The sequence below is a fragment of the Lacrimispora sp. genome (assembly GCF_031982545.1).
GTDB lineage: Bacteria > Bacillota > Clostridia > Lachnospirales > Lachnospiraceae > Lacrimispora.
Genome location: NZ_DALYXB010000003.1, coordinates 1 through 21,473 on the forward strand (window position 1 = coordinate 1; position 21,473 = coordinate 21,473).

15 protein-coding genes are annotated in these 21,473 nt (G+C 44.5%); 4 read left to right on the top strand and 11 right to left on the bottom strand.

The genetic code is table 11. From position 1 onward, the window contains the following. From ABS301_RS05985 to ABS301_RS06010, 6 genes are all read right to left on the bottom strand, one after another. Positions 1–1,457 (bottom strand): hypothetical protein (locus ABS301_RS05985; RefSeq protein WP_349671352.1); only part of this gene is annotated, 1,457 nt, incomplete at its 3' end. Between the two features lie 890 nt (positions 1,458–2,347). Further along, a complete protein-coding gene (locus ABS301_RS05990) occupies positions 2,348–3,829 on the bottom strand; it encodes an L-fucose/L-arabinose isomerase family protein (RefSeq protein ID WP_349671353.1) in 1,482 nt (493 codons plus the stop codon). Between the two features lie 60 nt (positions 3,830–3,889). Then, entirely contained in the window at positions 3,890–4,516 is a 627-nt protein-coding gene (locus ABS301_RS05995) for a DUF4867 family protein (RefSeq protein ID WP_349671354.1), read from the bottom strand. Positions 4,517–4,536: 20 nt separating this feature from the next. Next, positions 4,537–5,190, bottom strand: a complete 654-nt coding sequence (gene fsa, locus ABS301_RS06000) for a fructose-6-phosphate aldolase (RefSeq protein WP_349671355.1) — start codon at positions 5,188–5,190, stop codon at positions 4,537–4,539. Between the two features lie 38 nt (positions 5,191–5,228). Then, positions 5,229–6,752 (bottom strand): xylulokinase, encoded by a 1,524-nt coding sequence (gene xylB / locus ABS301_RS06005; protein WP_349671356.1) that lies wholly within the window; start codon positions 6,750–6,752, stop codon positions 5,229–5,231. A 101-nt stretch (positions 6,753–6,853) separates the two neighbouring features. Next, the gene (locus ABS301_RS06010) at positions 6,854–8,710 is read right to left on the bottom strand and encodes an ATP-dependent nuclease (RefSeq protein ID WP_349671357.1); all 1,857 of its coding nucleotides are present in this window, start codon (positions 8,708–8,710) and stop codon (positions 6,854–6,856) included. 128 nt (positions 8,711–8,838) lie between these two features. On the opposite strand from ABS301_RS06010, the gene ABS301_RS06015 reads away from it, so the two are divergent. From ABS301_RS06015 to ABS301_RS06025, 3 genes are all read left to right on the top strand, one after another. Continuing rightward, positions 8,839–10,209 (top strand): citrate transporter, encoded by a 1,371-nt coding sequence (locus ABS301_RS06015; protein ID WP_349671358.1) that lies wholly within the window; start codon positions 8,839–8,841, stop codon positions 10,207–10,209. Between the two features lie 26 nt (positions 10,210–10,235). Next, positions 10,236–12,086, top strand: a complete 1,851-nt coding sequence (asnB, locus tag ABS301_RS06020) for an asparagine synthase (glutamine-hydrolyzing) (protein WP_349671359.1) — start codon at positions 10,236–10,238, stop codon at positions 12,084–12,086. Positions 12,087–12,194: 108 nt separating this feature from the next. Next, the gene (locus tag ABS301_RS06025) at positions 12,195–12,989 is read left to right on the top strand and encodes a MerR family transcriptional regulator (RefSeq protein WP_349671360.1); all 795 of its coding nucleotides are present in this window, start codon (positions 12,195–12,197) and stop codon (positions 12,987–12,989) included. Between the two features lie 23 nt (positions 12,990–13,012). Here ABS301_RS06025 and ABS301_RS06030 read toward each other — a convergent pair whose 3' ends face one another. The 5 genes from ABS301_RS06030 to ABS301_RS06050 all read right to left on the bottom strand — a co-directional run bounded on the left by ABS301_RS06030 (position 13,013) and on the right by ABS301_RS06050 (position 20,121). Next, positions 13,013–14,905, bottom strand: a complete 1,893-nt coding sequence (locus ABS301_RS06030; protein WP_349671361.1) for a sialate O-acetylesterase — start codon at positions 14,903–14,905, stop codon at positions 13,013–13,015. Between the two features lie 6 nt (positions 14,906–14,911). Beyond that, the gene (locus ABS301_RS06035; RefSeq protein WP_349671362.1) at positions 14,912–15,787 is read right to left on the bottom strand and encodes a carbohydrate ABC transporter permease; all 876 of its coding nucleotides are present in this window, start codon (positions 15,785–15,787) and stop codon (positions 14,912–14,914) included. 11 nt (positions 15,788–15,798) lie between these two features. Beyond that, the gene (locus ABS301_RS06040) at positions 15,799–16,671 is read right to left on the bottom strand and encodes a carbohydrate ABC transporter permease (RefSeq protein ID WP_349671363.1); all 873 of its coding nucleotides are present in this window, start codon (positions 16,669–16,671) and stop codon (positions 15,799–15,801) included. An 80-nt stretch (positions 16,672–16,751) separates the two neighbouring features. Further along, positions 16,752–18,101: an ABC transporter substrate-binding protein gene (locus ABS301_RS06045; protein ID WP_349671364.1), complete on the bottom strand. Its 1,350-nt coding sequence runs from the start codon at positions 18,099–18,101 to the stop codon at positions 16,752–16,754. A gap of 58 nt (positions 18,102–18,159) precedes the next feature. Then, positions 18,160–20,121, bottom strand: coding sequence for a glycoside hydrolase family 20 zincin-like fold domain-containing protein (locus ABS301_RS06050; RefSeq protein WP_349671365.1), 1,962 nt, complete (start codon positions 20,119–20,121; stop codon positions 18,160–18,162). Between the two features lie 299 nt (positions 20,122–20,420). Between ABS301_RS06050 and ABS301_RS06055 the strand changes: the two genes are divergently transcribed. Continuing rightward, positions 20,421–21,224 carry an AraC family transcriptional regulator gene (locus ABS301_RS06055; protein WP_349671366.1) on the top strand — a complete coding sequence of 268 codons (804 nt, stop codon included), beginning with the start codon at positions 20,421–20,423 and terminating at the stop codon, positions 21,222–21,224. Positions 21,225–21,473 lie beyond the last annotated feature (249 nt).

Sequence of the window (21,473 nt, forward strand, 5' to 3'; positions counted from 1 at the left end):
GTTGGGCCGGTATCTCCCGTCGGGCCTGTTGGACCAGTATCTCCCGTTGGGCCGGTATCTCCCGTCGGGCCTGTTGGACCTGTTGGGCCGGTATCTCCTGTTGGGCCGGTATCTCCCGTTGGACCGGTGGCTCCTGTAGGACCGGTATCTCCTGTTGGACCGGTATCTCCCGTCGGGCCGGTATCTCCTGTTGGACCGGTATCTCCGGTTGGGCCGGTGGCTCCCGTTGGACCGGTATCTCCTGTCGGGCCGGTATCTCCCGTTGGACCGGTGGCTCCCGTTGGACCAGTATCTCCTGTTGGACCGGTATCTCCGGTTGGGCCGGTGGCTCCGGTTGGACCGGTATCTCCCGTTGGGCCGGTGTCACCTGTTGGACCAGTATCTCCTGTCGGGCCGGTATCTCCCGTTGGGCCTGTCGCTCCCGTTGGACCGGTATCTCCCGTTGGGCCTGTGTCACCTGTCGGACCAGTATCTCCCGTTGGACCAGTATCTCCCGTTGGACCAGTATCTCCCGTTGGACCAGTATCTCCCGTTGGGCCTGTGTCGCCTGTAGGACCAGTATCTCCTGTCGGGCCGTTATCTCCGGTTGGGCCTGTCGCTCCCGTTGGACCGGTATCTCCGGTTGGGCCGGTATCTCCGGTTGGGCCCGTGTCTCCTGTAGGACCGGTATCTCCCGTTGGGCCTGTGTCACCTGTCGGACCGGTATCTCCGGTTGGGCCTGTGTCTCCTGTCGGTCCAGTATCTCCCGTTGGACCAGTATCTCCTGTCGTACCGGTATCTCCGGTTGGACCGGTATCTCCTGTCGGACCTGTGTCACCTGTCGGGCCGGTATCTCCGGTTGGACCGGTATCTCCTGTCGGGCCGGTATCTCCTGTCGGGCCTGTCGCTCCTGTCGGACCCGTATCTCCGGTTGGGCCGGTATCTCCTGTCGGGCCTGTTGCTCCTGTCGGGCCTGTTGCTCCAGTCGGACCAGTATCCCCCGTAGGGCCGGTTGCTCCCGTCGGACCTGTTGCTCCAGTTGGGCCCGTATCTCCCGTTGGACCAGTTCCGCTTAAATCATCCTGAACCACTACCAGGGTACCTTTTAACGGAACTATCTGTGAAAAGAATACGGTAGCATTGCTGTTATTCACGAGAGAAACCGTAACAGGGGCAACGGCTACTTCAATAATACTAACACCTACTACCTCCCCCGTTTTTATAGGAGAAGCTCCTTCTAAAACATCTCCCTGAGAAGAGGTTAAGGCAAAGGATGTCCCATTTGTTGATTGGGATGATTGTGTTGCCAGCCACCAATCAAACACATATCTTCCAGCTTCAAGGAATGTAATGATTCCCGTAGCCGGATTGTAAGTGATATTGCCAGATAAATAAACAATTGTATCAAAAAGTACATTTGCACCGGAAGCTACGCTTATCGCTGCATTTAATTCTATCTGAAGAGCATTGTTAGCCATATAGAATCCTCCAATCGTATCAATAAGGCGTCCTTAGAAATACGCCTATTAATAATGTATGTTGCTTAAATGAATTTCGATACTATGGGCTTTGATCCTCCAAAAACAGAAATAGCAGGTAAGTTCTATCCAAAACGGAGGACTTTCCAACTGCATTTTATATTATGTATGGCACCAAATAGATTCTGTCCGAATAATAGAATAAACTTTTTTTTGTCTTGTGACGCAATCTATATAAGATTGGATTATTTATTATATATTTTTTATCTAGAAACCGTTGTTTTAAAGATTTTATATATCCAAGTGCAACAATCTCTTTAGAAAAACGGACAAAATAAATAAGAAAAAACAAACCCGTTTCATAGATGTAATTCTTAAGGCCCCCTGAAGGTGTCATACCACCTGGGAAGTAGCAGCGAGCGTATAATTTATGCTTCCGAACTTGTAACCATTGCGTATATACCCAGGGGCAAAGTAATCAATATGACTGTCACGTCACGCTCCTCCGGGGTTGTCCCAGTCCATGCAAGTGCAATCACTGCAAAAGAGATAAGTATCAGGGCAAGCCCTAAAAGTCGTTGTATTGTCGTTTTTATTGTCCCTCCTCTTTAGTGCGTCATCATAGAGGACGCCTGATCAATGAGCTTGAATGTAATCGTCCCTGTCACGTTCCTCCATAATACGTAATACATTGGAGAGGATGCGGTGTAGATAATGTTATAAGACCCATTTTTGCACTCAAAAAAAATGATTCAATTCAACTCAACCCTTGACCGTACTATAACAGAGGACACTATAACAATCAAAAACAGGAGGAAAGTCCTATCCGAAACGGATAGCTTTCCTCCTGCCTCTTTATACTATATTATAACAAAATCTTTTCCGTCTGATTATAAAGAAAACGGGTTTTCAGTCTTGTAAAGCATTCCCTTAGGCTGGTTAAATCCAATCTCTTCCACACCAAGGTATTTAAATATTTCAAATAAAGCCTTACCATAATGCCCGAACGCAACCGCACCATGATGAGGATAATTCTTCTCGATCAGCACATGGCGGTAGAATCTTCCCATCTCTGGAATGGCAAAAATTCCAATGGAACCGAAGGAGCGGGTTGCTACAGGAAGTACTTCACCCTGGGCAACATAAGCGCGAAGAATATTATCTGCAGTGCTCTGTAAACGGAAGAATGTGATATCTCCTGGAAGAATATCTCCCTCCAATGTTCCCTGAGTCACCTCTTCTGGAAGGGTTCTTGCCATAATCATCTGATATTTCATAGAGCATGAGGAAAGCTTTCTGGAGCAGGTATTTCCGCAGTGGAATCCCATAAAAGTATCCTGGTGTGTATAGTTGTGCTTTCCTTTGATATCGCCTTCATACATATCATCCGGAACCGTATTGTTAATATCAAGAAGGGTTACAGCATCTAAGCTCACACAGGTGCCGATAAACTCACTGAGCGCTCCGTAGATATCAACTTCACAGGATACAGGAATCCCCATTCCGGTTAAACGGCTGTTTACATAGCAGGGAACAAATCCAAACTGAGTCTGGAATGCAGGCCAGCATTTTCCGGCAATGGCAACATACTTACGATATCCTCTGTGCTGCTCTACCCAGTCTAATAAAGTAAGCTCATACTGAGCAAGCTTTGGAAGAATATCCGGTTTTTTATTTCCCCCTCCTAATTCTGCTTCCATATCTTTTACTACATCAGGAATTCTGGGATCTCCTGCATGCTTATTAAACGCTTCAAATAAATCAAGTTCTGAGTTTTCCTCAATCTCAACGCCCAGATTATAAAGCTGCTTGATTGGAGCATTGCAAGCCAGGAAGTTTAATGGGCGCGGTCCAAAGCTGATGATCTTTAAGCTGGAAAGACCTACTAAAGATCTGGCGATTGGAAGGAATTCTTCTATCATATCTGCACATTCTGCGGCAGTTCCAACCGGATATTCCGGGATATATGCTTTAATATTTCTCAGCTTTAAATTATAGCTTGCGTTTAACATTCCACAGTAAGCATCTCCTCTGCCCTGGGTTAAACTGTCTCCGCTTTCCTCTGCAGCTGCAATAAACATAACCGGTCCGTCAAAATGCTTGGCAAGAAGGGTTTCGGAAATCTCCGGTCCAAAGTTACCAAGATAAACAACCAGTGCATTACAGCCTGCGTTTTTAACATCTTCCAATGCCTGTACCATATGTATTTCGCTTTCTACGATACATACTGGACACTCATAAATATTGGCTGCATCATACTTTGTTCCATAAGCTTCAACCAGAGCTTTCCTTCTGTTTACAGACAATGTTTCCGGGAAACAATCTCTGCTGACTGCAACGATACCTACTTTTAATTCCGGGATATTATTCATATTATGACTCCTCCTGTTATCTTAAGGCTTTCTTATAAGCCCATCCTTTTTTATCATTCTTTAAATAGTAAGATTTTCTCCTGTGATACCAATATAGGCTTCTTTAGGAAGACCGCCCTCTTCATGTCCGATCAGCCATTTGTTCTTTGCAAACAACAGCGTATCCTCTTTGTTTACTGTCTTATCAAGAGGTGATAAATCAGTATTGGTTCCCTTGGGAAGAATTACCACACAACGGAAACCGCCTTCCTCTGTATGGCAGGGTGCATAATGAAGCGTAGTCGCATAAACCTCCACTACCGTTCCCTTTGGAATAAGAAATGCTTCCATATTACCTGAATCATAGGTGTATTCCGGTGTAATATCCTGCTGTTTTCCAAGAATCAGCACCAGATCAGTGGCAGCAATGTTAATCTCGGAATTCCTGTGATACTCCGCAGCATTTAATTTCTTATTGTGACCGTTGCAAAACCCAACCTGTATCGGCATCTGTCCGTATAAATTCTTCTCCATCTCTTTGCAGACAGAAAGTGCTTCCAGTTCCTGTACGGAGGCAACGTATGTCACATCATCCGGAAGGGGAGTATGCTCCATCTTCTCCAGAAGATCACCAATTTCATAACCCGTTACAACCTTTCCATAAGCACGAAAGGCCGGATCCGTTACTGGTTTTATGTCTAAGCCCATAATAATCCCTCTCTTTTCATTTATTCTCCGAAAACTGCCAGATAATCCTTCTTAAACTTCTCAATTCCCTGATCTGTTAACGGATGACCGGTCATCTGCAGAAGTACCTTATAAGGAACTGTAGCAATGTCCGCTCCAGCCTTTGCACAGTCTATGACATGAATGGGGTTGCGCACACTGGCCGCGATAATCTCGGTCTCAATTCCATGAATCTGAAAAATCTCCATAATATCACTGATCAAATCAATTCCAGGCATGGAAATATCATCAAGACGGCCTAAAAATGGTGATACATAAGTAGCACCTGCTCTTGCAGCAAGTAGAGCCTGGGCGCAGGAAAATACAAGAGTAACATTGGTTTTGATTCCTTCGGAATGAAGAACCTTAACGGCCTTTAAACCTTCCGGAGTCATGGGAATCTTCACTACCATATTGGGATGGATTGCCGCAATATCCCTTCCTTCTTCAATCATGCCCTTTGCATCCGTAGTTGTCGCTTTCACTTCCCCACTGATGGGACCGTCTACGATAGAAGCAATTTCTCCGATTACTTCTTTAAAAATACGTCCTTCCTTTGCGATCAGAGATGGATTGGTGGTTACTCCGCATATAATTCCCATCTCATCTGCCATTCTGATTTCTTCCACATTTGCCGTATCAATAAAAAAACGCATATTTTAGTCCTCCTGCTTTCTGTTGGTAAACCTGTGATTTATAAACCTGCCAGTATCTTATAACTGCCTTTTAAATCCTCATAAAGCTTCTTGTAAAGCTGGTGATAATTTTTATATATCTCTGCTTTTTCTGCATCAGGCTCCGTTGACTTGTCTTCACAGATCAGCGCTTCACAGGCAGATTCCACACTCTCATATATGCCGCAGCCCACTCCTGCAAGAATCGCCACCCCTAAGGCTGGTCCTTCTGTCTGAGCCACTGTTTTTACACTGCACTCATACATATCTGCAAGCATCTGACGCCATACCGGACTTTTACCTCCGCCTCCGCACGCCATCATCTGCTCCACATCAATTCCCATCTCTTTTAAAATGTCATTGCAGTCGCTTAAGGAATAGGAAACTCCCTCCATAACGGCACGCAGCATATTCGCTCTTGTGTGTATGGCGGAAAGACCGAAAAATACGCCTCTGCAGTCCGGATCAAGATGGGGTGTCCTCTCTCCCATCAGATAAGGGAGATATAAGAGCCGCCCACTGCCGGCTTCCACCTGTGCAACTTCTTTATTGATAATGTCATAGACATCAATCTTCTCTTTCTCAGCTTCCTTCACATAATCACCGCAGAACTGATCCTTAAACCACTTCAAAGAAAGACCTGCTCCCTGGGTAACCCCCATCACATGCCAGGCACCTGGTACGGCGCAGCAACAGGTATGAACTCTTCCCTTGGGATCAATGGTAACCTGGCTGCTGTGGGCAAATACTACACCAGAGGTTCCGATTGTCGTAAAGGCAGTTCCATCCTTAACTACTCCGGTACCCACTGCCGCTGCAGCATTATCTCCAGCTCCGCCGACTACCTTGGTTTCCTCAGATAAACCTGTCTTCTCTGCAATCTCAGGAAGAACCGTGCCAGTCACTTCACAGGATTCATATACCTTACCCAAAAGTGCCGGATCAATATCCAGCTTTTCAAGCACTTCTTCTGACCAGCATCTGCCCGGTACATCAAGAAGCTGCATACCGCTGGCATCAGACACCTCTGTAGCGTAGTCTCCAGTGAGTACAAACCTTATGTAATCCTTGGGCAGAAGAATGTGTCTGCACCGGCTGTAATTCTCCGGCTCATTCTTCTTAACCCATAAGATCTTGGCTGCTGTCCAGCCGGTTAACGGCGGGTTTGCCGTAATCTCAATCCACCGTTCTCTGGGCATAATGGAACGCATATCTTCTACCTCCGCACCAGTTCTCTGGTCGCACCAGATAATGGAGGGGCGAATCACTTCATTCTTCTCATCAAGCATGACAAGGCCATGCATCTGACCGGATAAACCAATTCCCTTAATATCCTCTTTTGAAACTTTGGATTCCTTTACTACCTGGGAAATCGTCTCCAGAACTGCATCCCGCCAATCCTCCGGCTTCTGCTCCGCCCAGCCATTCTCCGGCTGGTAAAGCGGATACTCTCTGGAGGCTGAAACCACTACCTGTCCTTTCTCATCAAACAGAACGGTCTTTGTTGCCGATGTTCCCACATCGATCCCTATCAGATAATTCATCCTCTTACCTCCTGGTAAAATCTCTTACCCTGATTATAATATAAATGACGTAAAAAAGCGTGCTTTTATTTGTCCAAGTAATAGCACTTTCTTGCCTTTTTTTATTTTTCCATTTTTCTGCTTTCAAAATATACGAACCGGTCCGTAGCATCCAGTATATCTTTAAAATCCTCTCTCGGAGCCAGATCAATATATCTTCTTAAAATCTCTCCTTCCTGCTTCTTATAGGGTCCGTAGAAGATGTCAAACAGATTGTGTCCACGCATATATAGTTTGAATTCCTCCATATGCTCCTTTAATTCTTCCGGACTTTCCATGTTCTTTCCCACTGCCTCCAAAAACTGTTTTCCGCTTTTTAGCCGGTGAAGATACTCGTTCCATTTTTCAAATAATATCCGGTAAAATGCCTCCTCACTCTCCACGATTCCCAGCTGTTCCATGATCTTTGGATTAAAGAAATAGTTTTCAAAGGAATAATATTTTAATATAAGCACATTCCTTCTGGTTACCTTAGGGAGCCGGTCTATCTCGTCCCTGCCCCTCTCATCGTAATACCGGCACAGCTCCCCCGCAAGCTCCTCCGGATCTTTTCCATCCCCATCCCGGATCATTAAAAACTGATCCCTTAAATAAACCTGATTCATATATTTTAAATTGGCATAGGTTTTGATATTGGTACAGCTGTTGGTGGTGATGATGGAAATTCTGGACAGATTTCCTTCTTTGTCATAGATCTCCGAATAGTACTTCTCAAGTAATAGGGGAAGTCTGCTCTTGTCCTGCTTTCCTTCCACTATAAATACAAAGCTTACACCTAAAAGATCAATGGCACCGTACCCCAGATCATCTAAAATCACATCAATATCCGTTTTCTCCTTTACCACCGAGTATCCTCCCCTGTCAAGAACCACCTGCCGGATCTGCCGTCTGGTGAAATTAAACAGCATATTGGGTGAATGAGTGGTGAAAATCACCTGGTTCTTTTTGGACAAACGGTACAGGATCTCACTGGAAGCCTTCTGAAGCTGTGGGTGAAGAAAAATTTCAGGATCCTCTACAATGATAATATTGGGAATTCTCTTTCCATCCTCTGTATATGCTTCCAGAAGGGACAACATGTATAAACTTCTCATGCCGTTGCTTAAATTGCTGATGGGACTTGTTTTCTCCCGTTCCTCATGATAGGTCTCTGCCGTCACCTTAAACATCTCATTGGGATCGCAGACCAGGGAAAAACGGATTTCTTCATACCCACCGTTCTTTCTGTAATTCTCATTGACTCTGGCAGCAAAATCATTTAAATTCAGCTGGTACATCTTATACTCCAAAAGCTTGGCTGTTTCATACACTGCCAGTTCTTCCGGCTTCTTCTGATTAATCAGTCCGATACACTGAAAACACTGGCTGCATGCTCTGGCACTGTCAAAGATACAGACATGATTTCTTAGCCTGGACAGCTGGTCATCTTCCTGAAAAAGCAGAAGATCATTCTGAAACTGATTCAGCTCTCTCTGGGAATCAATGTAGTACAGTCTGGGGATGACCTCTTTGATATACCGGTTGTTTTTATGATAACCGTCAAAGAACCTGGTCTCTCCGTTCCAGCTAGCCTGAAAGGTAAAGGATAACTTCCCCTCCTCATAAGAAGGAAGCTTTGTCATAAAATCGTGGAGCCAGGTATCAAACCGCTTATACTGACTGACAATTCCCGCGCGGTGAAATAATTCTAAATCCTCCTGGGTGATTGCCAGAGTCATAATAATCTCGATTTTCTGTTTTTTCTCGTTAAAATCCTCTTTTGTTACATCATACCCATTGGCTGCAGCCCTTATGGCATCCAGGATTCCTGTTTTTCCGGTATTGTTCTTTCCCACCAGGATCAGGGCATTTTCTATGTCCGTAATCTCCATGTCCTCAATTGACTTAAAATTCTTAATATGAACCGAAATAATCTGCATAAGATATCTCCTTTATAGAATCCAGTATAAAAGCCTGAACTGAAAAATTCAAGTTCCTCTTAAAAAATCACACTGGCCGTTCCCTTACTTCATACAATAGATTATATTATTTCCCAGGAGTGATTCCTATGATTGATACCAATCTGGTGCTTACGCCCTTGCATTACCTTTACCTGGCAGGCGTTCTTACAATACTCACAGTGATGATTTTACGGCGGGATACTCCTTTGGTCTGCATCGCCTTTTTATTCCTGATTGGCGTCGTAGGGCTCGGAACCATAACCGGCGGTATTATGACCGTATTTAAAGCCATTGTATTTGCAGCAAAGGAATTTACGGAGATTATTGCAACCATTGCTTTAATTACCGCTTTGTCAAAATGCTTAAAGGATTTAGGCAGTGACTACATCATGATGATTCCCATGTCTAAGGTGATGAAATCGCCTTCGGTTACCTGGTGGATTCTGGGCTTTACCATGTTTCTTTTTTCCCTGTTTCTCTGGCCCTCTCCTTCTGTGGCATTAATCGGCGCTATTATGCTTCCTTTTGCCTTAAAAGCCGGACTGGACCCACTGGCAGCCGCCATGGCAATGAATTTATTCGGACACGGTTTTGCCTTAAGCTATGACCTGGTCATTCAGGGTGCTCCTTCCATTTCCGCAGGAGCTGCTTCGATCTCCGCTTCTGATATTTTAACAAAAGGCCGCCCCCTTTTCCTGGTAATGGGCATTGTCACCGCAGTCAGCGCATATCTGTTAAACAGGAAACAAATCTCCGCCTGCTGCAGCCAGGTAAGCATACAGGATACACAAACCCACCACAAGCCGGGACTTTCCGGCATTATCATGGCATTTGTCACCCCCCTGCTCTTTGCTGCCGATATCATTCTGATGCTTGTCTTTGATTTAAAGGGAGGCGATGCTACCAGTCTGGTTTCAGGAACTGCAGTCCTTATTATGTGCATCGGCGCTTTCTCAGGTTTTGGAAGTCATGCGCTGGAAAAGGTCACCCTCTATGTAACCGACGGTTTTCTTTTCGCAATACGGATATTTGCTCCCGTTATTATCATCGGGGCATTTTTCTTTTTAGGAGGAGACGGAATTTCTCATATTCTGGGTGATCAGTTCCAAAGGGGCATATTAAATGACTGGGCGATCTGGCTGGCCCGCAATACGCCTCTTAATAAATATATGGCCGCAGTCCTGCAGATGGCCGTTGGAAGTCTGACCGGTCTTGACGGATCCGGCTTTTCCGGTCTTCCCTTAACCGGCGCTCTTGCAGGAACCCTGGGCTCTGCTGTTAATGCCTCTGTACCCATTTTAGCCTCTTTGGGACAGATCACCGCAATTTATGTTGGAGGCGGCACCATCGTTCCCTGGGGACTGATACCGGTCGCAGCCATATGCAGCGTCAATCCTCTGGAACTTGCCAGAAAAAATCTGCTGCCCGTTTTCATCGGATTTGCCGCGACGTTCCTTGTAGCCTGTTTTCTCTTATAAACGATTCACCCAAAGGAGGAATCATTATGTGTGGAATTTCCGGATTCTATAACCCAAACCGGGATTACTTAAAAGATAAATCCTATTACACCCACGTGCTGGAGGATATGGCTGCCATTCAAAGGCACCGGGGGCCGGATGCGTCCGGCACCTGGCTGTTTGAGCATGGAGGACTGTCCCATGCCCGTTTATCCATCATTGACTTGACAAACGGCAGCCAGCCTATGAAAAAAACGGAAGCAGGGAAAACGTTTTGCATTGTATATAACGGAGAAATCTATAATACAGAAGAGCTTCGCAATGATTTAATCGAAAAAGGCCACTCTTTTGACACTACCTGCGACACGGAAGTCATCCTTACCGGCTACATGGAATATGGTCCTGATTTTGCCAGACAGCTAAATGGGATCTTCGCATACGCCATACAGGATCCATACCGGGAATGCCTCTGCTTATGCAGGGATCGTGCCGGTGTAAAGCCCTTGTTTTATACTGTGCGGGATGATGAAATTATCTTTGCCTCCGAACTGAAGGGGATTTTTGCCTATCCCGGTATCCGTCCTTACCTGGATAAAAAGGGATTAAACGAAGTATTTTCCATCGGACCTGCCCGCACTCCTGGCTGCGGAGTTTTCAAAGACATGAAGGAACTGCTGCCAGGGCATATGCTTCTTTGCTCTCAGCAAGGCTTCCATTTAAAATCCTATTGGAAACTGGAAAGCCATCCCCACGAGGACAGCTATGAGGAAACCATTGAAAAAACTTCGTTTTTAGTCACAGACTCTATTAAACGGCAGATGGTTTCTGACGTGCCCATTTGCACCTTCTTGTCCGGAGGCGTGGATTCCAGCATTGTCTCCGCAGTCTGTGCCGCAGAGCTGAAAAAACAGGGCAGAAGGCTTAATACCTTTTCCTTTGATTTTGTAAATAACGATCAGTATTTTAAAGCCAGTGCTTTTCAGCCCTCACAGGACCGGCCTTTTGTGGATCTGATGGTTAAGTTTCTGGATTCTGATCATCACTATCTGGAGTGTGACAATCTGACCCAGGCAGACCGGCTTTACGATTCCGTTATGGCCCACGATTTGCCTGCTATGGGAGATATTGATTCCTCCATGCTTCATTTCTGCTCCATGGTGAAACCTCATAATAAAGTGACTTTAACAGGAGAATGCGCCGATGAAATCTTTGGCGGTTATCCATGGTTTCACAGAGAAGACTGTTTCAAAGCCCATGCGTTCCCCTGGACCATGGATTTGCAGCCCCGTAAGTCCTTGCTCAATGACGAATTTTTAAATTATTTAAATATGGATGAATATGTAATGGAAACCTATGAAAAATCAGTTGCTGAGACACCCTTACTGTCAGAAGACAGTCCCACAGAAGCCAGAAGGCGGGAGATTTCCTATCTGAACCTGCGCTGGTTTATGCAGACACTGTTAAATCGTATGGACCGGGACAGCATGTATTCCGGGCTGGAAGCCAGAGTTCCCTTTGCAGACCACAGGATTATTGAATACGTATGGAACGTTCCCTGGGATATGAAGACAAGAGACGGGGTGGTGAAGAACCTCCTCCGTCAGGCAGGCAAGGGACTTCTACCAGATGAAATTCTTTTCCGCAGAAAATCTCCTTACCCCAAAACCTATGATACCAATTACGAAGCGCTTCTCATAACCAGAGTGCGGGAAATGATGTCTGACAGCAAAGCGCCGGTTATGGAATTCCTTGATAAGAATAAGCTGGAGCATTTTCTGGCAAAGCCTTCCGATTATGGAAAGCCCTGGTATGGACAGCTAATGGCAGGACCTCAGATGCTTGCCTACCTTCTCCAGATTAATTACTGGCTGGAGATCTACTCCATTGGAATTGTATAGATTCTGTTAGTATTTTGTAAGCATAGAAAGAAAACCGTAAGGGAAATTTGTCACAATTTGTGATAGAATAACAGTGGCAATAAAACAGACTGAACGCGAGGAAATAGCATGAAGAAGTACAGCATTGGAGAAGTCTCCCTTCGGTTAGGTTTAAGCCGCGATACCCTTCGCTTTTATGAAAGAAAGGGTATCATACAGCCGAAAAAAGAGGAAAATGGTTACCGAAGCTATACCTATGATGACATCAGCAGGCTGTTAAGCATTATGTATTACCGAAGACTTAATTTCAGCCTGGAAGACATTGAGCGGATTCTTTATAAAAGTTCCATTCATTCAAGCCGCTCCATGATTCAGAAAAAAATTACAGAAGAAAAACAACAGCTGGAACTTCACCGGCAGTCGCTGGTGCATTTAAATCTGTTGAGAATCACTTACGATAACGTGAAGCAGGGTCTGGACCAATACCAAACCAAACCGCTTCTCACCCATTACAGGATCAAGGACTGCGAAGAGATCAACCGTCTTGGAATCCCTGACTTATGTGCTCCATTCCAGGAATACATAATTAAGGATAAACACGCGAAACTCCGGGACGAATTTTTTCTTCTATCAGAAGGAACTTCCTCAGTGATGAGGATGAATCCTGATTTAAAACGCTTTCCTGTCCTGAAATGGGAAACCTGTGTTTACACCGTTCTTGCGTCCGACTCTCTTGTTCCTGATGAAGGGAAGATGCTAAAGGCAGCTGAGTGGGCTAAAGAACAGGGTTATTCTCTCACAGGAACTGCTTACTGCGGCCCTGTCATGGGCTGCGCGCCAGAACAGCAAAAAGAAGAGGAAACAGAAGGGGATTCAGATAAAACCATTCATTATCTGGAACTGTATCTTCCTGTTTCCAAGTAATTCATACAAAAAGTCCCGTTTGGCTATTGGCCGGACCGGGACTTTCTGTATGATAACGTTGAAATTTCAAAAGGAGAAACAGGCAGACCCGCTTCATTGTATAAAAGGCCTTTCTTTGGAGCATTGGACCAGCAGTACCGGAAGAATACCGGCTGCTTTACCTCACTGCTGCAGATACGAACCTGATTTTCTTTTATTTCTCCTGTCACAGAATAATAGACTCCGTCTGCACCTGCGATCTCAAACTCTTCCAGTCCTGTTCCTCCGCGGATAACAAGACCTTTTTTGTCTTCTGTCTCAAAAATAAGAGTAATCCATTGCTCTGACACATCGAAATCCGAGAGCCATGGCCCCCGAAAGATCACACGCTCCCCGTATATCATGGCCCTTACTGCCAACGACATACGATAAGCTACCTCTCGTTTGTTAAGCGGGTGAAGGTCGTTATCTTCCCCTAAATCCAGATTTACCGTAACTGCCACATTCTTTAATCCGCCCGCTTTTCTCTGTGCTTCCCTGATCCTTGGCCAGGCATCTTTCTTGTCATCCAAATCAATGGAGAAATTCGGAAGCTGGGCAATTACAAAGGGCAGACTCTCTTCCTTCCACATCTTTCTCCAAAGAAGAATCATCTGTTTCAGCCGTTCCTCATAGGAATCCGATCTCTCATCATTGCTCTCTCCCTGATACCACAAAACGCCTTTTACCAGATAGGGAAAACAGGGTGCCAGCATCCCGTTATAAAGCCCGGTTGGTTTCTGGGACATTAAGTCCACTCTGGGCGCAGATTCACCCACCGCCCTGCTTTGGTATTCCCATCCGCCATCTAAGACAATGACTTCTTGCTCTGCAAATAAGGCGTAAATCTTATCAGGAGTCACTCTTCCTGCCCCATTCTCACACACCAGGCAGATGCGGATCTCATTTTCCCCCGCTTTTAGCACGCCTTCCGGAATGTTGTATTTCCTGGGCGGATACTGGTATCCGGTCTCTCCCACCAGAACGCCGTTTACATAGGTTCTATCGCTGTCTACCATGGTTCCCAGCCAGAGTCCTGCCTTTTTTCCTTCCAGATGACCGGGCAGCATAATCCGTTTGCGAAACCAGATAACTCCATTAAAATGATCCAGTCCGAAATCCTTCAAAAAGGCCGGAAGAGTCACTTCCTTCCAGCTGTCATCGTTCCAGTCCATGCTTTTTTCCAGGTCTCTTATGGTTTTATACCAGTCCTCATGAGCCTTTGTCTGCCCTGCCATTTTTTCCCCTAAAAGCTTCTGATTCTGGCATAGCTCCAGCTCTTTCTTCATATCGGAATACTGACTGACCTCTTCTTCTCCCATCCAGGCTTCTACAGAAGACCCACCAAGGCTTACATTAATAAGCCCAATGGGTACATTTCTATTCTCCCGCATAAATTTTCCGAAGAAATAAGAGACAGCGGAAAATTCTCCCATGGTATCAGGAGAACATTCCTTCCACGAAGCTTCCACGTGATCCTTTAAAGACTCCTGAAATTCAAAATTTTCTTTTACTTTATACAGCCGGAATCTGGCATCCCCCTGTTTTTCAAACTCGATGGGATACCGGTCCTTTACCCGGTTCATGGGCAGTTCCATATTGGACTGGCCGCTGCAGATGAATACCTCCCCCAGATAAACATCTGTCACCCGAATTGTCTCACCGGATTCCCCGGACAATTCCATGATAAAGGGTCCTCCTGGCTGTAAGTGATTAAAGTAAGCTTCCCAGTTTCCGTCTCCATCTGCCTTGCAGCTGATTTCCTGGTCTGAGAGCCGCAAAGAGACACCTTCTCCCGGAGCCGCAAGACCCCAGATTCTTGTTCTCTCTCCAGTCTGCAGGACACAGCCGTGGCTGATCAGTTTGGGAAGCATAAGCCGTTTTTCCTTATTTTGCATAGACACCTATCCTTTCGCACCGGTAGAAGTGATTCCTTCCACAAAATACTTCTGAGCTGCAAAAAACAGGATCAGAGCAGGAAGCAGGGCAAGAAATGACATGGCAAGAATCTGATTCCATTCCACAATTCCGCTGCTTTGATCGATCGACATCTTTAGAGCCAGCGCAACCGGATATTTGGATAAGCTGGTAACGTAAATAAGGGGCCCGAGAAAATCGTTAAAACTCCAGATAAACTGGAAAATGGTACAGCTGACGATTGCCGGTTTTAAGGCAGGCAGCAGAATGCGAATCAGGATCTCAAAGGAATTGCATCCATCCACAGTAGCCGCCTCATCAAGATAGGTGGGAATGGACCGGAGAAACTGAATCAGCATGAAAACAAAGAATGGTTCATTGGCAAATATAGTAGGTGCAATTAATGGAACATAGGTATCTAAAAGTCCAAGATTCTTCCAAAGCAGATAAAGAGGTATTCTTGTTACCACTGCCGGGAGAAACATGGTTGCCATAAGTAAAGAAAAGAAAAATTTCTTAAATGGAAACTGAAATCTGGCAAACCCATAAGCAACCAGGGTGCTGGATATCAGGCAGAACAGAATCTTTGGTATTACGTACTGAAACGTATTGAGAAAGAAGGTTGTAAATGTAAACTGGGTTCTTGTCTTCCAGCCTTCTATGTACGGAGTAAAGTCTATTCTTTTGGGAATAAAATTGACCGTCGTAAATATTTCATTATTGGTTTTAAAAGTTGCTCCTACCAGCCAGAGAATGGGATAGATCATGACAAGAGCTACTGCTGTTAATATCCCATAACGTATGAATGCACTGACTAAATTCCTGCGGCGCCTGCGTCTTTCTAACTTACTTAACCCGTTCATGTGTCCCCTCCTTAGTTCCCTTCGTCAGAATAAAATACCCATTTGTTCTGTGTGGCGAAGAGAATTGCTGTTACAGCCATGATAATGATAAATAAGAGCCAGCTGGCCGCGCTTGCATACCCCATGTTAAAAAACTTAAAGGCATTGTCATAAATATACATGGAGGTCAGATAAGTCGCATTTAGCGGACCTCTTCCGGTTACCAGATAGGGACCGTTAAATTCCTGGAAGGCATTTACCATCTGCATGACCAGATTAAAGAAAATGGTGGGTGTGATAAGCGGAATGGTAATCCGGAAAAAAGAATAAAGCCGGGTAGATCCATCCACACTTGCCGCCTCATACAGTTCCTGGGGCACATCTTTTAATGCCGCCAGAAAGATCAGCATGGAAGACCCAAACTGCCAGACTTTCAATAAAATAATGACAGACATTGCTCCATTTGGTGAAGACAACCATTGTATGGGAGCTGCTCCGAAAATACCAATAAAGCGGTTGATAAAACCATCTTGTTGAAATAAAAACCGCCAAAGCACGGCTACTGCAACATTTCCTCCCAGCAAAGACGGAATATAATAAGCAGTACGATAAAAATTAATGCCCTTCAGCTGAAAGTTCAAGATATAGGCAATAAACAAAGCAAAGGAAAGCTGAAGTGGTACCGTAAATATTGTATACTTTATAGTGGCGGTCAGGGTTGACCGAAAATCAGCATTCCGGAACAGATCTATATAATTTTGAAATCCTACAAAGTTGGGTTGACCTACAAGATTATAATCAGTAAAGCTGATAACAAGTGCATTCACAAAAGGATATAATGTTAAAAATATTATACCTGCCAGCCATGGAAGAATATATAACAATCCGATTTTACTATGTTTCAAAAAGCTCCCTCCTTCGATTCAGTCACGCAGAAGAATCCCATTCCTCTGCGTGACGACTTAACCAGCAGTTTTTTCTGCTATTATTTGTATTGCTGTTTCAGCTTGGCATTTTCCTCGCTGATGGCATCAAAGATTGCTTTCGCAGCATCATCTGCACTGCTCTGTCCAAATTCGAATTTCTCGTAATTTTTGTCATATGCGTCTGTAAATTTGGCATTCTCAAAAATCGGAGAGTTATTGATTACTTTTGCATTCGCAGTAAAGTCATAAGCATCTTTTACAACACCGGTAATCTGACCATCTGCTTCCAGGGAGGCTTTTGCTGCCTTAGAAGCAACCATTCCTCTGGTGGAGCCCATTAATTTTGTTCCTTCCGGATCATTTAAGATGTACTGTAAGAATTCTGCGGCAGCCTTTGGATTCTTGGAATCCTTGGAAATTGCAAAGGTTAAAGATGGCTTTGCCATAGTTCCCTCAAATTTTGCACCATCAATTACTGGAAGCGGTGCAATCGCCAGCTGATCACCTTTATCCGATAAGGTCTTGGCATTGGAAGCAATTCCGCCGGTCCATTCTAAGACGCCGGCATAACCTCCGTTGATAAACTTAGCATTCTGAGCAATGCTTACAGGCTCATTGCCTACATTTTCAATATAATCTTTTCTGGAGCAGAATACATGGGCATCTGCCAGATCTTTATACCAGATCAGAGCATCTTTATAGTCTTCCTGTGTATAATTCATGCTTAAATCGTCGGCAAACTCTCCCTTGCCTGTCTTCTGCTGCAGATAGTAGATGGCAGCAAAACGAAATGTGGGGCTGACAATTAAATAAGAGTTGGGATCTGCTTTTGTAAATGCTTCTGCCGCTTTCTTATATTCGTCAAAGGTCTTTGGCAGCTCCTTGATTCCTGCTCTTTCAAATGCAGACTTGTTCAAATAAAATCCCAGGGTATTCTGACCATATGGAATAGCCTGCATCTTACCTGCTCTCTGACCAAATTTTAAAAACTCCGGATCATACTGGCTGAAATCAAAGATGTCCTTTACCTGATCCAGATCATAAAAGCCATTGCCATCAGGGCTGTACTGAAGAACCCATGGATAGTTTACTGTCATGACGTCCGCTGCAGTCCCTCCTGCGTAACGGGTGGCAAATGTCTCTTCCAGATTGCCAAAGCCTGATGGCTCTCCTGTTACTTTGATCTTTCCTGCATGAGCGGTATTAAACGCATCAATTGCTTTCTGGGTTGCCTGATGACGGTCATCATTTCCCCACCAGGAAAAGCTTAAAGCTACCTCTCCCCCTGCATCTTTTCCTGCTGTTTCACCTTTGGCCGGCTCTGCAGTCTTGCTGCTGCATCCTGTTGCCAGCATACTGGCCGCAAGTATCGCAGCACACATCATACCTGTTGTTTTCCTCATACCCATTTCTAAACTCCTCCTTCTCATTAATCATTGATTTATTATGAATAAACTAAGATGACTGCTAATTGTAGATCGTTCTTCCTGCTTCATCCCCAATACCGGATTTCCGGAAGAAGTAAGTATTGACCTGATCCCGCCACTCCACTGCATTTTTAAGCTGCAGATTCAGACGGTCTCTCACATTTTTATAACTGTCTTCATCAAGCTCATCTCGGATGCTCTCCCACTTGGCCTGGTATTCTTTTACCTTCTCCACACCATCAAAATGGGTATCGTAGATATGCTGAATCACCGTTTTCCCCGACTGAAGCACATGGGTATAAGGTACATGATGGAAAAACAGCAATAACTGGTCAGGACATGTATGAATATCTTCATACTCTTTAAATTTAAGAGGTGAATACTGCTTTGTATAACCAGTTCCTGTTGCTGCAGTCCGGTCTCTTCCCACTCCGTCTCTGTCGGCGTAATGATAAGTCCCCCAGCAGTCGTATTCATAGCCATCGATATCACATCCATAATGAATTCCCGGCTTACACATAAATCCTACAGCCAGAGGGCAGGTATAATCCTCATACGTATCTCTGGAGGTAATGAGAATGGACAATGCTTTTTTCATTGCATCTTCCGTTAAATCAAAGCTTAAATGAAGCCACTCCCGGGCAATTTCCTCTGAAGTCAGATCATTGTCCCAGGCAAGCCGTCCATATCCATACCAGTTGGCCTGTGCCATCTTATTTCCGGTCCAGTTCCGGTCCATTCCCACATTTCCTACTGCACAGATCCCGGAAAGCTTTTGATTGGGAGAATACTCTCTGACCGCTTTTTTAACCAGACTTAACGCTCCATGTCTGGTGTCAAAATCCAGCACTTCCTTCCACATGGGAACCAGATAGCAGATATCTTTCTGGTGTCCGGTGTACTCCTGGGTAATCTGGAACTCCAGTATCTGATTGGTCTCTTTCAGGGTGCCAAACAAAGGAGACACCGGTTCCCTGATCTGGAAATCAATGGGTCCGTTTTTAATCTGCAAAATAACATTCTCATCAAAACTGCCGTCTAATTCATGAAAGAGATCGTAAGCGGCCCGTGCCCGGTCAAGACTTCGGTCTCTCCAGTCCTGGGTACAGTCATAGACAAAGCTTCTCCAGACGATAATTCCTCCAAAAGGCCGGATTGCTTTTGCCAGCATATTGGCTCCATCCCCGTGACTTCTTCCATAGGTAAACGGACCTGGTTCATGTTCTGAATCGGCCTTTACAACAAATCCGCCAAAATCCGGGATTATGCTGTATAGTTCCTCTACCGCATGTCTCCACCAGGACGCTACCTCCGGGCACAAAGGATCTGCCGTAGAAAGCTTCCCTACTGAGATTGGTGCTGCAAAATCAATGGCAAGAAATATCCTGATTCCATATGCAGTAAAGATATCTCCTATTTTTTTTATTTCCTTTAAGTACTCCCCAGTGATGAAAGAGCGTTCGTATTTCCTAACGTTAACGTTGTTAATGGAAACTGCATTAATCCCTACTGATGCCAGCAGCCTTGCATATTGACGGATCAGATCCATATCACCGCGAAACTTATTATGATCAAAAAAAATCGAGTTTCCAGAATACCCACGTTCAATGGTTCCGTCAAAATTATCCCAGTGATTAATCATCCGGTAATTTTGATCGGGAATACTGATGTAAGGGAAACTTCCATTCTTCCCCACCAGCAGACGATGCAGACCGAAGATTCCGTAAAGAAGACTTTTTTGTGTCCTTCCTCTGATCTCATATCCCGATTCTGTTTTATCTATGGAATATCCCTCATCTCCCAGGCTGGCTTCCTCTGTAAGGCTTAATACAATTGAGGCATCTTCCTTTTGTGATCGTGAAATTCCACCAAACAGAAGGGGCATCTCCCGTTCAATTGTCCGGGCTGTCACTGACGGGGCCCTGTCTTCCATAAACCAGGTTACAATTTGTTTTTTGCTTACCGGCTTGAGCAACCAGCATAAATCTCGTTTTTCAAACATCCCTATTCCTTCCTGTACTCAGTCCGACAATTATCATTTTTTACCATGTAAAACATTACAAACAAAGCTTCGTCCGGTAGGTGTATCATAGCAAATTGCACAAAATATTAGAATGGAATGATTTAAGATTTTTGTAATTATTAAAGATTATTTTTTGTTAAAATAGACTTGTATTGTGATTATCAATGCCATATAATACGATTAAGCGCATAAATCGACAATTTTTTAAAAATATTTACTTGTATTAATTTAATAATTATTTTAAATAGGATTTTTCCATAGAAAAAGGAGTGTTCCATATGACCGAGGAACTGGATTTTAACAATCTGATACCGGAACTTCATTACTACATTCACAGAAAACCTACTCCCGGCTGGAAGATTGAACCCTGCATTACATCTTTTATTGATATCACCTATGTAATGGACGGGAAAGCCGAATATACCATTAATGATCAGACCTATATTGTGAATAAAGGCGATTTAATCTGCATTCCTCAAAACAGCTACCGGGCAGCCACCAGTATCCCCGATGATCTGATTGAGTGCTATGCCACCAACTTTCGTCTCAGAAACCAGACCGGTGAGTATGTTTCGCTGCCTTTGCCGTTTATCAGCCACATCGGAAGCAATCCACAGCTGATCGCGCTGTATAATGAGATGCACAGTGAGTGGCTGCAGCAGAATTTCGGTTATATGCTAAAGGTAAGAGCCATTCTGTGCATGATACTTCACCTGATTTTAGACCAGCTCTTAAACAAGAATCATGCCAGTCAGGATGACCCCCGCATCAAAAGCAGCATCCACTATATGAGTGCTCATTACTGGGAGAACTTGACCACGGAAGAGATGGCAAAAAGATATCATCTTCACCCGGCATACTACGGGAATCTCTTTCAAAAAGTCACTGGAATGACATTTAAGCAGTATCTCATTTCCATACGCTTAAACTATGCGGAAAACTTATTAAAAAGCGGGGAATACAGTGTGGGGGAAGTGGCTCTGCAATGTGGATTTTCTGATATTTTTTATTTCAGCAAGCTGTTTAAGGCGAAAAAGGGAATTCCTCCCTCTGCCTGCTTTCATGAAGTTAAAAAGTTATAAAAATCGGCCGGGACTGCGGCAGTACTCCGCAACCCGGCTCAGGCTCTGTTATCTTATTATATCGTTCTGTTGATTCGTCTTATGGTTTCTATTATTACATATGGATTATCGGAATTGTAACAACATATCGAGTAATATATTCTCCTTCTCGTCCTGATTTCTCTACTGTATCTACATAAAATCTAATCATGTAATTCGTGTATTAACTCTGCCAATAAACTATTATAGATTTTGCTATGACATATCCCT

Coding starts and splice junctions, on each gene's coding strand:
- ABS301_RS05990 (WP_349671353.1), bottom strand. CDS start 3,829: ATGAATAATATCCCGGAATTAAAAGTAGGTATCGTTGCAGTCAGCAGA.
- ABS301_RS05995 (WP_349671354.1), bottom strand. CDS start 4,516: ATGGGCTTAGACATAAAACCAGTAACGGATCCGGCCTTTCGTGCTTAT.
- fsa (WP_349671355.1), bottom strand. CDS start 5,190: ATGCGTTTTTTTATTGATACGGCAAATGTGGAAGAAATCAGAATGGCA.
- xylB (WP_349671356.1), bottom strand. CDS start 6,752: ATGAATTATCTGATAGGGATCGATGTGGGAACATCGGCAACAAAGACC.
- ABS301_RS06010 (WP_349671357.1), bottom strand. CDS start 8,710: ATGCAGATTATTTCGGTTCATATTAAGAATTTTAAGTCAATTGAGGAC.
- ABS301_RS06015 (WP_349671358.1), top strand. CDS start 8,839: ATGATTGATACCAATCTGGTGCTTACGCCCTTGCATTACCTTTACCTG.
- asnB (WP_349671359.1), top strand. CDS start 10,236: ATGTGTGGAATTTCCGGATTCTATAACCCAAACCGGGATTACTTAAAA.
- ABS301_RS06025 (WP_349671360.1), top strand. CDS start 12,195: ATGAAGAAGTACAGCATTGGAGAAGTCTCCCTTCGGTTAGGTTTAAGC.
- ABS301_RS06030 (WP_349671361.1), bottom strand. CDS start 14,905: ATGCAAAATAAGGAAAAACGGCTTATGCTTCCCAAACTGATCAGCCAC.
- ABS301_RS06035 (WP_349671362.1), bottom strand. CDS start 15,787: ATGAACGGGTTAAGTAAGTTAGAAAGACGCAGGCGCCGCAGGAATTTA.
- ABS301_RS06045 (WP_349671364.1), bottom strand. CDS start 18,101: ATGGGTATGAGGAAAACAACAGGTATGATGTGTGCTGCGATACTTGCG.
- ABS301_RS06050 (WP_349671365.1), bottom strand. CDS start 20,121: ATGTTTGAAAAACGAGATTTATGCTGGTTGCTCAAGCCGGTAAGCAAA.
- ABS301_RS06055 (WP_349671366.1), top strand. CDS start 20,421: ATGACCGAGGAACTGGATTTTAACAATCTGATACCGGAACTTCATTAC.